The sequence below is a fragment of the Chryseobacterium sp. Marseille-Q3244 genome (assembly GCF_940807095.1).
GTDB lineage: Bacteria > Bacteroidota > Bacteroidia > Flavobacteriales > Weeksellaceae > Chryseobacterium.
This window is the reverse complement of sequence record NZ_CALNWX010000003.1, coordinates 377,663-391,037: the sequence shown is the minus strand read 5'-3', so window position 1 is coordinate 391,037 and position 13,375 is coordinate 377,663. Positions and strand designations below refer to the sequence as shown.

The following is a 13,375-nucleotide window of genomic DNA, read 5'->3' as shown; positions in this document are numbered from 1 at the left end:
TTAATCTTCGTTTATTTTTGTATCAATAAAAGTATAGGTAGTGTCTTTTTTACCCATCGTTTCAATAGATTGAAACTCAACATCACCAGTAGGTAGTACTTTATAATTATAGATATCAGTAACATTATCAGTGTTATGAAGTTCGTAGTACTTTCCATCTTTAGTCCACCAGCTACCGTTTTCAGTATTCTGTATTACTTCACCATCCTGATTAATGGCTACGAACATTAAGATGCTTTTACCTTTTTCAAGTCTACATGATACCCAATATTTTGAAAGCCCTTCTTGTTGCTGGTTTACCTCAGAACCTTTATAACATCCCATTACTTTTGGATCGTATTCCTTCTTTTGTGCAGTGAGCCCCATTGCAATGGAAAACAGAGCCAAGACTAGTATTTTTCTCATTTAGATTATTTATTAATTCCTTCCAATTTAAACATGAAAGCATATACCAAAGCAATATCCTTCAGATAATCAAATCTTCCGGAAGCTCCTCCGTGACCGTAATCCATGTCTGTTTTTAACAATAAAACATTTTTATCTGTTTTCATATCTCTAAGTTTCGCCACCCATTTTGCAGGTTCAAAATATTGCACCTGAGAATCATGAAGACCTGTTGTTACCAATAGATTCGGATAGTTTTTCTTTTCTATATTTTCGTATGGAGAGTATGATTTCATATAGAGATAAGCTTCCTTGTTGTTTGGATTACCCCATTCGTCATATTCGTTGGTTGTTAAAGGAATACTTGTATCAAGCATGGTGTTAATAACATCTACAAAAGGGACCTGTGAAATAACACCGTTCCATAGGTTAGGGCTCATGTTAGCTACAGCTCCCATTAAAAGACCTCCTGCACTTCCTCCCTGAGCATATAAGTGTTTAGGAGAGGTGTATTTCTCTTTTACAAGATATTCTCCGGAATCAATAAAGTCGGTAAATGTATTTTTCTTTTTCATCATTTTCCCGTCTTCGTACCATTGTCTTCCCATTTCCTGTCCTCCACGGATGTGAGTAATAGCATAGGCAAAACCTCTGTCTAAAAGGCTTAATCGATTGCTGTTGAAGGTAGCATCCATAGAGCTTCCGTAAGAGCCGTAAGCATACAGTAATAACGGACTGTTACCATCTTTCTTGAACCCTTTTTTATAAACAATTGAAATAGGAATCTTAGTTCCGTCTTTTGCCGTGGCAAAAAGTCTTTCAGTAGTATAGTTTTCTTTATTATAACCGCCAAGAACTTCCTGTTGTTTCAGAAGAATTCTTTTTCCGGTTTTTAAGTCTTGTTCATACTGAGAACTTGGAGTAATCATGGAAGTATATCCGAAACGGAAATTATCTGTGTTATACTCAGGATTTCCTGATGGATAAACAGTGTAAGCAGCTTCATCAAATTTCAGAAAATCTTTTTTACCTGTTTTTCTATCATAAATCACTAATTGAGCAAGCCCGTTCTGTCTTTCACTGAACACCAGATAATTTTTAAACTCGGAAATTCCTTCCATCAGAACCTCTTTTCTGTGGGGTATAAAATCTTTCCAGTTCTCAACACCTGTTTTGTTTAAAGGAGTTTCTACAACTTTAAAATTAAGAGCATCCTTATTGGTGGTGATCAAAAATTTATCTTCCAGTGGAGTGACCTCATACAGCACATCTTTTATTCTAGGCTGGAAAACCTTAAATGTTCCATTGGGATCATTAGCATCAAGATATCTGGTTTCGGAAGAAGTGGTAGCCTGAGAATAGATCATGATGAATTTCTCATTCTTGGATTTTCCTACACCAATATAGTTGGTTTTATCCTTTTCCTCATACACAAGGACATCCTTTGAAGAATCAGTTCCCAGAGTATGTCTGAAGATCTTTTCCGTTAAAAGAGTTTCAGGGTTTTTGGAAGTATAAAATATTGTTTTGTTATCATTCGCCCATGTGGCTGATCCTGTGGTATTTTTAATGCCAAGATCAACGGTTTTTCCTGTTGACAGATCTTTTAAAAATAATTTATACTGTCTTCGGGATACATCATCCACACCATAAATCATTTTCGTATTATCCGGACTGATGCTGAAGCCTGAAGCTGAATAATAAGAGTGACCCTCAGCCTGTTGGTCTACATCCAGAAGAATTTCTTCAGGAGCAGTAAGGCTGCCTTTTTTTCTACAATATTTAAAATACTGTTTTCCTGCTTCTGTACGGGTATAGTAATAATATCCGTTTTTAAAAACCGGAACCGATTCGTCTTTCTCTTTGATTCTGGCTTTCATTTCCTGGAAAAGCTTTTCTCTGAAAGGTTCTGTATCTTTCATCATGCCTTCCCAATAAGTGTTTTCAGCTTTTAAATAATCAACAACTTTGGTAGAATCTTTTCCTTTTTTGAAATAATCGATCATCCAGTAATAAGGATCATTGACCTTATCACCGTGAATTTCTCTGATATGTTCCTGCTTTTCTGCAACAGGAGCTTTCAAATCCGGAAATTTCTGAGATTGAAATGTAGATGCACTCATTACTAATAATCCTAGGTAAATTTTCTTCATGGTATTTTTTTGTTTTTGGGAGAAATTATAATCCCCATAAGTTTTTCAGCAGAACATAGAAGGTGTGTTCTTCTTCAGTAACCTTATTGTCTGCTTTAATCAGTGACTTGGCAAACTGAACAAACTTTACACGTTCATCCTCTGTAGAATCATCAAGGAAACATCTTCCATGAAATTCAAAGTGATCTTTCCATTCTTCAGGTTGTAAAAGAGCCAATGTTTCCAGCTCATTGTCAAGGTTCATTCTGAAGGGGAATTCATCCGCCAGATATTGCTGTACCAGCATTCCTTCTTCAGGAGCAAACTCTCCGTCTACAGAAGAAAGGATCATTAGTAAGTGGTAACCTGCGATTGATTTATTTGATTTTTGCATAATGTTTAATATTTCTTTATTAAATAGCTTAAGCTATTGCTTTCTAAAATTTTGTCGAGGTATTTACCTCTGCTACTGGACGCTCTTTGGTAAGGAGCAAATCTCTCAGCGACTTCATTGAATTCTTTATTCAGCTGTATAAGTTCTTCAGTCTCATTTTCATTCAGTGTTTTTTGAGAAAATAAGGTGTTGAAATGTATTAATTTCTTTACAGCAATTTCCTTCTTTACAATTTCTTCTTCAGTAGAATTGATGGTACATATTCCATATATCCCGTTACAATAAGCTTCCCATTCACTCTCAAAGATCTCCTCAAGTTTTTCCTGATCATTATTAAAAACATTATGATAGGCAACGTTTCTATCAGGATGCTTCATGAGATTTTGAATGAATTTTTCTCTGAATTCTGCTTTATATGTATGGAAATCTTTCGTTTCTTTATTCTTCTGAATCAATGAAACACAGTTTTTACTAAAGTACTTCTCCGTAATTTCAGCTTGAAATTCATCATTAAGAGGAGAGGTAATTTTTATACTTCTGGAGACTACATAAGAAGCTTCCGGAACCAAATGATTTTTAATAAGTACATTCAGTTTGTCCTTCGTAATTTCTGTTATATCACATAGTTTTTCTTCTGTAATATAATTTCCGCTGATGTATTCAAAATTTGATTCCATAACTTGGCTTATTTAATGTAATCTTTAGCAGGTTGCTTGTCAATTATTTTTCCATTTTGAAGAATCAATACAAATGGATTGCTTCTTGCGATGGTTTTAATGGCAGTACCATCCATCATTGCATTTTTAATCGTTTTGAAAGTATTCTGATCCGTTGAAACTCCGTAGATAAGGGCTCCTTTCTGAGCATTTACTTTAGCTTCTACCTTTTGAAGAAGATCCGCAGAAACCTCTTTCGGATGATAAGAAAATACCAGAATTGCTTTTGGAGCTTTGATGATTTCATCGGTAAGTTCCATTCCTGTAGGATCTTCAATCTTGAATTTTACAATCTCAGATTTATATCCTTCCTTTACAAGAACAGATTCATTTTTTCCATCTTCAATTTTCCATGGAGAACCTTCTGCCCAGTATTTTGTTTCCTTGATGTAATCATCCTGGTTTACTTTTACAACTTCCCCTGTTTTTTGATTTTTAAGGGAGTAAAAAGTCTTGTATTCAGAAGGATTTTTATTGATTTTTTCTTTCTCTCCTTTAATATCTGTCCCGATTTTATAATCACGGAAATCAATCATTGGTTCATGCATAATTCCCTGAGCCATAATGTAGATCATCACCAGAGAAAACGCTGCGAAAATATAATATTTGAATTTGCCTGTAGATTCTTTTCTGTTAGTACCATATTCATCCGTTTTACGGAAATCTTTTTTATACAAAACAAACAGAAGAATAAGCCCTATAAGGAGGGCTACATCTTTAAAGAAGCTCTGCCAAGGCGTAAATTTAATAGCATCTCCGAAACATCCGCAATCTGTAACCACATTGAAATAGGCAGAATAGAAGGTAAGAAATCCAAAGAACACACAAAGTGCTATTAAAGCTGATAAGGTAAATTTAAGCTTCATTTTCAGTAGCAGCATAAATCCAAGGAAAAGTTCCAGTACAACGACAATAATTGAAAACAGCAACGCAAATTTTTCAAAAAACGGCATATTGAAGACTGCAGGTGAAAAATACTCCTCCATCTTAAAGGAGAATCCTACCAGATCCACAGCTTTTACAAAGCCGGAAAGGATAAAAATGACAGCAATAATAAAGCGTAATATTATTTTCATAACAGATTATGTTTTTTTAAAGTGTACTTAAACATCAATGAAAACGGGGAAGAGAAGTGAGCAAATCGTTGTAATTTTTTTAGTTCTTCTTCACTATAATAACTTCTTCCATCTTTAATTAATTCATCCTTAATTTCAAGGAATTGTTGGTGAAATTTTTGTAATACTTTTCTTCTTTTATTATCCAGTTTTTCATTATCTAATCTAAATTTGGATATTGTTTTCTCACCTAAAATAGTATTTGATAAGATATATTCATCCTCAAAATATAAATTTTCTTCTATTTGCTGATCATTATTTATGAAAGGATTGAGTGTTTCAGTAGTAGGTATATCTTTATTAGGTAATTTGTTATTACAAATTTCACTTGATAAGTATAAATTATCCCATGAATAAGCTAGATCAGGTTCTTCATCCACTTCTATATAATGATCAATTTCCTTATAGTTTTCCTTAAGTAGTTCTTCAGAATAAAAACATTTGTGAGAACTTATAGAATGCAATTTTTCTACAATATCTTTATGAGCATATTTGCTATTATCAGGCCTAAGCTTTGGATGAGTTGTTTTTTTTTCTAAAAATTTTTTCGTCCATTCTTCATGTTTGTTTTCTAAAATAGTCGGAATGGATAACCTTCTTAAATGCCTCATTCTTTTATTGAATTTAATAAGTTATCTAATTCTAAATATGAAAAATATTGGGGATTGATTTTAATCAATTTTTTTTCAATCTCTTTTTCTAATTGTTTATCTTTTGATTTTATGGCTTTCTTTCGTATTTCTAATAAACTTACTATTTCTTCATTAGCGAATGGTTGTGTTGTAGAAAATATGTCTGAAATTAAGATCTCATCAATAGGCTTATTAGAATACTCTGTATTTATTGTTTTTATTTTGGAATGATTATTATGGAATTCGCATACATAAACTTTAGCACCCTCCACTGAGCCAACAATAAAAGGAGAATGTGTTGTCGCTATAATTTGAAGATTGGGGAAAATTTCTAAAATAGAGTTTATAAAGGTTTTTTGCCACTTGGGGTGAAGATGATTTTCAGCTTCATCTATTAATAATACACCAGGAGTTTCGAGCATCTCATATAATGGTAAATTATTTAATTTATAAACTGAATACATTTGCGATAAAAGCCCGAGCATTCTTTGTATTAAGTATAGATTTCCATTACTTAATTTATCTAATGAAATTTCAGTAGAATTAATATTTATTATAGGTAATAATGAGGTTCTATCTACATACTGTAATTCACCACGATTAAGGCTAACACTAAAAATTCTTTTGATAGTATTGTATATAAATTCACCTTCTTCTCTTTGCTCTAGTTTATCAGATGATTTATAATAATCAAAAAAAGTAATAATTTTAGTTGTTTCAGCATTTTTCTGGATTCCACTTAAACTGTTTATTAGATAATCTTCTGGTTTTATAAAGTCTAAACTAGCTATGTTAAAGGATTGATTATCATTTTGTGAAGTCCAATAATTTGTAATCCAGAAGTTTCCTTTAGATTTTGTATTATCAGAAAATTTATTGCTTAGAACTGGATTTACATTAAAACTAGATTTGTAGTATTCATTATACTGTTCAGAGGTTAATTGAGTATTATTATTATCTAATAAAAGAGATAATGTTAATGAAAAGCTTTCGTGTGTTATTTTCCTTTTTAGGTTAGAATCATAATTATTGACTCCTAAGAATAATCCACGGATTGCATCTAAAATAATAGTTTTTCCAGTACCATTTTCTCCAGTTATTATTGTTACTTGCTTTTTAGAATTTTCAGAAGTTGCAAATTCTATTGTATCATCAAGAAATGGACCTATGTTTTTTAAGTGTAAATCAAGTAATTTCATTCTTTAAATAGTTTTGGGTTCGAATTGGTTTTTTTGTTCAGAGAATTTAATCAGGCAGAAAACAGCATAATTCAGCATATCGAAATAATTGGCGTCAAGGCCTTCAGATACAATAGTTTTTCCCTGGTTATCCTCAATTTGTTTGGTTCTTAATACTTTCTGATAAATCAAATCTGTAATTGAAGAGATTCTCATATCCCTCCATGCTTCCCCATAATCATGATTTTTTCTTTCCATTAAAGCCTGAGCCTCCTGGGAATATTTGTCATACAAACTTAAAATTTCTTCTTTGTTTTCATTGAAATCATTGGAAAGCCCTTTTTCAAGCTGAATAAGTCCAATGATAGAGTAGTTGACAATCGCAATAAATTCATCTTCCTCACTTTCATCCACCATTTTTACATCAGTCATTTGCAGTGTACGGATTCTGTTGACTTTGATATAAATCTGATCCGTAATGGAACTGGGTCTTAAAACCCTCCACGCTGGCCCGTAATCCTGTAGCTTTTTACTGAAAAGATCACGACACTGACTGATAATTTTCTCGAACTGTACTGATGTTTTTGACATAAAATTTCTTAATCTTCCAAATATACGAATTCGGTTTTGTTTATGAAACGAGTCTGAGGGGAATCATGTTTGAGAGTTATAGGGTTTTAGAGTAGGAGTGTAAGAGAGTGTGAGAGTATCGGGTGGAAATAAGTAATTAAAGAGATCTAATTTCTGGACATGAGCTTCGCATTCCAAGTGCAAATCACTAATTTTGCAGGAGATAAAATCATTTATCATTCATCATTTATAAACTCCTATGATTTCAAACCCTCAAACCCTCGAACCCTTAAACCCTCAAACCCATTCTATTAACTGTAATGGCCGACTGGTACAACTGGATACTCCAAAGATCATGGGAATCCTGAATCTTACTCCTGATTCATTCTCAGATGGTGGAAAATTTAACAAGGAGAAAAGGGCATTGGAACATGCCGAGAAGTTGTTGAAAGAGGGGGCAGAAATTATTGATATCGGCCCACAGTCTACACGTCCCAACGCTGAGTTTTTGACGAGCGAGGAGGAGATTGATAGGATTGGAAACCGTATTTCTCAGATCAAAAAGACGTTTCCTGAAGTACTGATTTCTTTGGACACATTCTATGCTGAAACGGTAAGATTCGGTTTCAATGAAGGAATAGACATCATTAATGATATTTCAGGCGGCCAATATGATGAGAAAATGTTTGATGTAGCGGCAGAAACAGGACTTCCTTATATTTTGATGCATGTGAATCCATCTTATGAAGCCATGCATGATAAAATAAAGTTTGAAGATATAACATTGGAAGTGAACCGGTATTTTTCTGAAAAGACCGATAAACTGTTACAAAAAGGGGTTAAAGATATTATTCTGGACCCTGGTTTTGGCTTTGGAAAAACGGTAGAAGATCAGATGAAAATGATCAATGAAGTGGAATATCTTGGGTTTGGTAAATTTCCTTTGTTGATCGGAATCTCAAGAAAATCATTTATCTATAAACCTCTTGAGAAATCTCCACTTGATATCAATGAGGAAACGCAGAAATTACACATGAAAGTTTTGGAGCAGGGCGCTAAAATTGTAAGAGTTCATGATGTGGCTGAAGCAAAGGAAACAGTCAATCATTTTTTACAGAAAAAATAAAAAGTGATAAAAAAACTTGTGGGTTTTTAAAAAGTTTATACATTTGCAGTATGAATTTTACGAATCAGAAAAATATTATTGTCATTTCTATTGCAGCTGTTGTCATTTACAACAGTCAGGAAACGGCATTTTAGAATAGATTTTTCTTTAAAATATATAAGCCGTTTCTTATTTGAAGCGGCTTTTTTTTGTTTAATTTTTTAGAGTACAACTATGTATCAGTTATTCGCAGTAATTATTATCGTCATTATTATTCCCTTACGTGTGTGAGACGGAAGATGTATGACTGTACATATATTGAGCCCTCTCACACTGTGAGAGGGCTTTTTTTATTCCCTTTTATTAATTTTTAACCCTCTATAATATGTATTACAACGACGACACGGTCATCTATTTTGATGGAAGCTTTATGAAAGCCAAAGACGCAGGAACCAATCTTTACGGACAATCTCTTCACTACGGATATTCAGTTTTTGAAGGCATTAAATCTTACAGCACGGCTCATGGAACCAGAATTTTCAAGGCAAAAGAACATTATGAAAGATTGAAAAGATCAGCAGAACTCATGCATATTCCCTTCAATTATTCCGTAGATCAGCTTACAGAGCTTACTTATGAACTATTGGAGTTGAATGGCTTTGCAGATGCGTATATCCGTCCTCTGATCACCTGTTCGCCCAATATGTCACTTTCAAAAGGCAAAGAATCTTACCTATCCCTCTTGGCTTGGGAATGGAGCAACGGCTATCTCGCAGATAAAATGAAGATCATGACTTCTGGTTTTCAGCGTCCCAATCCTAAGGCCTTTAAAGTAGAAGCCAAAGTCGGTGGACATTATGTGAATTCAATTTTAGCTTGTCAGGATGCAAAGGACAAAGGGTATGATGAAGCTTTAGTACTCGATGAAAATGGAAATGTGGCAGAAAGTTCAGGGGCCAATGTTTTTTATGAAAAAGACGGGACATTATTTACTCCGGCAAAGGGAAGTATTCTTCCCGGAATTACCCGTCAGACTGTCTTTGAAATATGTGATGAACTGAATATTCCGGTTAAGGAAACCTTCTTTAAACCTGAAGAAATGAGAGGTGCTGATGCTGCATTTTTCTGTGGTACGGCGGCTGAGATTGTGGCATTGGATTCATTGGATGATGTGCCTTTCACTAAAGAATGGGAAGATACAGCAAGTGAAAAGGTACAACAGGCTTATTTGAAATTAGTAAGAGTTTTGTCATTGTAAATTTTTAAATTTTAAATAATTGATTATTAATATGATATGTCTTTTTTCTGAACGATTGGATATTGTATTTTTCCTGAAAATTGAAAATGAGGAAAATATTACAAGCAGTAGTTTTGAGTGAAATTTAAACAAAAAAAGATCATTTTAAGAGATAATAAGAATAGTAAATGTGGGATAATATGTTAAATAAATATTCAAAAACATTCACGCAAAATAGTGAACAACCAGCCGCAAAAGCAATGCTATACGGAATTGGTTTTACAGAAGAAGACATGCAGAAAGCACAAATCGGGATTGCAAGTATGGGCTATGATGGAAATACCTGTAATATGCACCTCAACGATCTAGCCAAGGTGGTGAAGAAAGGAACATGGAATCATGGATTGGCAGGGCTGATTTTTAACACGATTGGAGTAAGTGATGGGATGAGTAACGGAACTGATGGGATGCGCTATTCACTCGTAAGCAGAGATGTGATTGCAGACAGCATTGAAGCTATTTGTGGAGCCCAGTATTATGACGGACTTATTGCTTTACCCGGATGTGATAAAAATATGCCGGGAACTATCATTGCAATGGGAAGACTGAATAGACCATCACTGATGGTATACGGTGGAACCATTGCCCCAGGATGCTACAAAGGAGAAACTTTAAATATTGTTTCAGCTTTTGAAGCCTTAGGGAAAAAGATTGCAGGAGAGATCTCTGAAGAAGACTTTGATGGGGTGGTCAAAAATTCCTGCCCCGGGGCAGGTGCATGTGGCGGAATGTATACGGCTAATACAATGGCATCTGCAATAGAAGCACTGGGAATGAGCCTGCCGTACTCATCTTCTAATCCGGCTTTAAGCAAAGAAAAACAGGATGAATGTCTGGAAGCCGGAAAATACATAAAGATTCTTTTGGAAAAAGATATTAAACCCTCAGACATTATGACCCGAAAGGCTTTTGAAAATGCCCTTCGTGTGATTGTTGTTTTAGGGGGTAGTACCAATGCTGTTCTTCATTTTATTGCCATGGCCAAAAGTGTAGGAGTGTCCCTTACTCAGGATGATTTTCAGACCATGAGCGATGGTACCCCTATGTTGGCAGATCTTAAACCCAGTGGGAAATACCTGATGCAGGATTTACATGAGCATGGCGGAATACCTTCCGTAATGAAATATCTGTTGGAAGAGGGTTTGTTACATGAAGATTGTCTGACGGTTACAGGAAAAACATTAGCTGAAAACTTAGAAGATATTCCGACATTGGATTTTAATACTCAGAAAATCATAAGACCCTTATCAAACCCTATAAAACCTACCGGGCATTTAAGAATTCTATATGGAAACCTTGCTGAAAAAGGAAGTGTTGCCAAAATAACAGGTAAAGAAGGAGAGCGGTTTGTAGGAAAAGCCCGCGTATTCGACGGAGAGAAGAACCTCATCAAAGGAATTGCAGACGGAACAGTACAACACGGAGATGTGATTGTGATCCGTAACGAAGGGCCTAAAGGAGCTCCCGGAATGCCGGAAATGTTGAAGCCTACAAGTGCTTTGATAGGCGCAGGGTTAGGAAGCAGTGTCGCTTTGATTACGGATGGCAGGTTCAGTGGTGGAACTCATGGTTTCGTGGTGGGGCATATCACTCCCGAAGCTCATGAAGGTGGTCTGATAGCCTTTGTAGAAGATAATGATCTTATAGAAATAGATGCTATACGCAATACGATACAACTTAAGGTTTCAGAAGAAGAAATCAAAAAAAGAAAGGAAGGCTGGCAAAAACCTGCTCTGAAAGTTAAGAAAGGATTGCTCTATAAATATGCATTAACCGTATCATCCGCTGCTGAAGGCTGTGTAACGGATGAAATTTAACCTCAAACATCATGAAGAATTTAAATCAATCAACAGCAACAGAACTGAGCGGAAGCCGGATTATTCTTGAAGCATTTCTTCAGGAAGGCGTGAAAACTGTTTTCGGGTATCCCGGCGGGGCAATCATTCCTATTTATGATGCGCTTTATGATTATAAAGATCAGTTGGAGCATATTCTTGTTCGTCATGAGCAGGCAGCTGTACATGCAGCACAAGGATTGGCCAGGGTTTCCGGAAAAGTAGGAGTCGTTATGGCTACCAGTGGTCCGGGGGCTACCAATCTTGTGACAGGATTAGCAGATGCTTTATTGGATAATACACCATTGGTATGCATTACGGGACAGGTGTTTGAACATCTTTTGGGAACAGACGCGTTTCAGGAAATTGATGTGATGAACATTACAAGCCCTGTTACCAAATGGAATTACCAGGTAACAGATGCCAATGAGTTGCCCGAAGTTCTGGCAAAAGCATTTTATATTGCAAAATCGGGTCGACCGGGGCCGGTACTTATTGATATTACAAAAAATGCCCAGCTACAGAAAGTTTCATACAAAGGATATCATCCTTGTCATTCCTTAAGAAGTTATAAACCTGATCCTGTTCCATCGCTGGAAAGTATTGAACAGGCAGCGGAACTCATTAACCATGCAGAACGTCCTTTCATTATTGCCGGACAGGGAATTATGCTGGGGAAAGCAGAGCGTGAGTTCTTGGAGTTTGCGGAAAAATCAGGAATTCCGGTAGCGTGGACTGTTTTAGGAATGGGTGTTCTTCCTACAGATCATCCACAGGCAGTTGGAATGGTAGGAATGCATGGAAATTACGGCCCTAATATTCTTACCAATCAATGTGATGTACTGATTACCATAGGAATGCGTTTTGATGACCGGGTGACCGGAAGGCTGGATCAATATGCAAAGCAGGCCAAGATTATTCACCTGGAAATTGACTCATCGGAAATCAATAAAAATGTAAAAGTGGATGTTCCGGTTCTCGGAAATTGTAAAGAAACCTTGCCACTTCTTACAGCATTGATCCAAAAAAGAGAACATCCGGAATGGCATCAAAGGTTTAAAGACTGCATGGAAGTTGAAAGCATCAATCTCATCAATGATGAGCTGTATCCTAAGGAAGAAGAGATCACGATGGGAGAGGTGATCAGATGTCTCAATGAAATCACAAAAGGGGAAGCGGTTATTGTAACCGATGTAGGACAGCATCAGATGATAACATGCAGGTATTCCAATTTTCAAAATTCAAGAACCAATATTACCAGTGGTGGATTGGGAACCATGGGGTTTTGTCTTCCTGCGGCAATAGGAGCAACTTACGGAGAGCATCATTTCCCTGTTATTGCAGTAATGGGAGATGGTGGAGCTCAGATGAATATTCAGGAATTGGGAACGATTATGCAGTATCATCCTGAAGTTAAAATTTTAATCCTGAATAACAGCTATCTGGGAATGGTAAGACAGTGGCAGGAGCTGTTTCATGAAGAGCGCTATTCTTCCGTGGAAATTCAGAGTCCGGAGTTTGTAAAGGTAGCAAACGGCTATCATATTCAGGGAAGGAAAGTGACCCGGAGAGAAGACCTAAAAGAAGCGCTTGATGAAATGCTTACTCGTAAAGGTGCATTTCTGCTGGAAGTAATGACAGGAAAAAAACACAATGTTTTTCCGATGATTCCTCAGGGGAAAAGTGTTTCGGAGATTGTATTAAATAATCAACCATAAAATAAATAGAAAATATGAAAACAGAAAATAAAGAATATACCATAACAGCCTATACAGAAGATTGTTTGGGACTGATTAGCAGGATCAACGCTATTTTTTCAAGAAGGAGAATTTCGATGACAAATTTTAATATGGGACCCTCTGAAACGGAGAACATAAAAAAGTTTGTGATTACGATCAGAGAATCCGAAGAATCTGTTCAGAAGATCACCAGACAAATGGAAAAACAAGTAGATGTACTGGAGGTTCATTATCATAAAAACCCATATTTCACAGCAATAGAACACGCTAGCTAAGGC

At 35.7% G+C, this 13,375-nt stretch carries 13 protein-coding genes; 5 read left to right on the top strand and 8 right to left on the bottom strand.

Features of this window, described 5'->3' with window-relative positions; translation table 11 throughout:
* From NBX25_RS07525 to NBX25_RS07490, 8 genes are read right to left on the bottom strand one after another with little or no spacing between them, the layout of a single operon-like run.
* Nucleotides 1–405: a hypothetical protein gene (locus NBX25_RS07525; RefSeq protein WP_123908480.1), complete on the bottom strand. Its 405-nt coding sequence runs from the start codon at nucleotides 403–405 to the stop codon at nucleotides 1–3.
* A 5-nt stretch (nucleotides 406–410) separates the two neighbouring features.
* On the bottom strand, nucleotides 411–2,537 hold the full coding sequence (locus tag NBX25_RS07520) for a S9 family peptidase (protein ID WP_250253323.1): 2,127 nt from the start codon (nucleotides 2,535–2,537) through the stop codon (nucleotides 411–413).
* Between the two features lie 25 nt (nucleotides 2,538–2,562).
* Entirely contained in the window at nucleotides 2,563–2,910 is a 348-nt protein-coding gene (locus NBX25_RS07515) for a tellurite resistance TerB family protein (protein WP_123908478.1), read from the bottom strand.
* Between the two features lie 5 nt (nucleotides 2,911–2,915).
* Complete coding sequence (locus NBX25_RS07510) at nucleotides 2,916–3,587, bottom strand: DUF6058 family natural product biosynthesis protein (protein ID WP_250253322.1); 672 nt, start codon at nucleotides 3,585–3,587, stop codon at nucleotides 2,916–2,918.
* 8 nt (nucleotides 3,588–3,595) lie between these two features.
* Nucleotides 3,596–4,702 carry a BT_3928 family protein gene (locus NBX25_RS07505; RefSeq protein WP_250253321.1) on the bottom strand — a complete coding sequence of 369 codons (1,107 nt, stop codon included), beginning with the start codon at nucleotides 4,700–4,702 and terminating at the stop codon, nucleotides 3,596–3,598.
* Nucleotides 4,699–5,352: a hypothetical protein gene (locus NBX25_RS07500; RefSeq protein WP_250253320.1), complete on the bottom strand. Its 654-nt coding sequence runs from the start codon at nucleotides 5,350–5,352 to the stop codon at nucleotides 4,699–4,701. Before NBX25_RS07500 ends, NBX25_RS07505 begins: the two co-directional genes overlap by 4 nt.
* Entirely contained in the window at nucleotides 5,349–6,572 is a 1,224-nt protein-coding gene (locus NBX25_RS07495; protein ID WP_250253319.1) for an AAA family ATPase, read from the bottom strand. The genes NBX25_RS07500 and NBX25_RS07495 overlap by 4 nt, the downstream gene beginning before the upstream one ends.
* A gap of 3 nt (nucleotides 6,573–6,575) precedes the next feature.
* Nucleotides 6,576–7,142, bottom strand: coding sequence for a DUF1599 domain-containing protein (locus NBX25_RS07490; protein ID WP_115972486.1), 567 nt, complete (start codon nucleotides 7,140–7,142; stop codon nucleotides 6,576–6,578).
* A gap of 238 nt (nucleotides 7,143–7,380) precedes the next feature.
* On the opposite strand from NBX25_RS07490, the gene folP reads away from it, so the two are divergent.
* The 5 genes from folP (at nucleotide 7,381) to NBX25_RS07465 (ending at nucleotide 13,372) form a co-directional block, all read left to right on the top strand.
* The gene (gene folP, locus NBX25_RS07485; protein WP_410493992.1) at nucleotides 7,381–8,247 is read left to right on the top strand and encodes a dihydropteroate synthase; all 867 of its coding nucleotides are present in this window, start codon (nucleotides 7,381–7,383) and stop codon (nucleotides 8,245–8,247) included.
* Nucleotides 8,248–8,611: 364 nt separating this feature from the next.
* Nucleotides 8,612–9,484: a branched-chain-amino-acid transaminase gene (gene ilvE, locus NBX25_RS07480; RefSeq protein ID WP_123908474.1), complete on the top strand. Its 873-nt coding sequence runs from the start codon at nucleotides 8,612–8,614 to the stop codon at nucleotides 9,482–9,484.
* A 179-nt stretch (nucleotides 9,485–9,663) separates the two neighbouring features.
* Nucleotides 9,664–11,340 carry a dihydroxy-acid dehydratase gene (gene ilvD, locus NBX25_RS07475; RefSeq protein WP_250253318.1) on the top strand — a complete coding sequence of 559 codons (1,677 nt, stop codon included), beginning with the start codon at nucleotides 9,664–9,666 and terminating at the stop codon, nucleotides 11,338–11,340.
* Between the two features lie 11 nt (nucleotides 11,341–11,351).
* Nucleotides 11,352–13,076, top strand: coding sequence for a biosynthetic-type acetolactate synthase large subunit (gene ilvB, locus NBX25_RS07470; protein WP_250253317.1), 1,725 nt, complete (start codon nucleotides 11,352–11,354; stop codon nucleotides 13,074–13,076).
* 14 nt (nucleotides 13,077–13,090) lie between these two features.
* Complete coding sequence (locus NBX25_RS07465; RefSeq protein WP_123908471.1) at nucleotides 13,091–13,372, top strand: ACT domain-containing protein; 282 nt, start codon at nucleotides 13,091–13,093, stop codon at nucleotides 13,370–13,372.
* The last annotated feature ends 3 nt before the right edge of the window (nucleotides 13,373–13,375 follow it).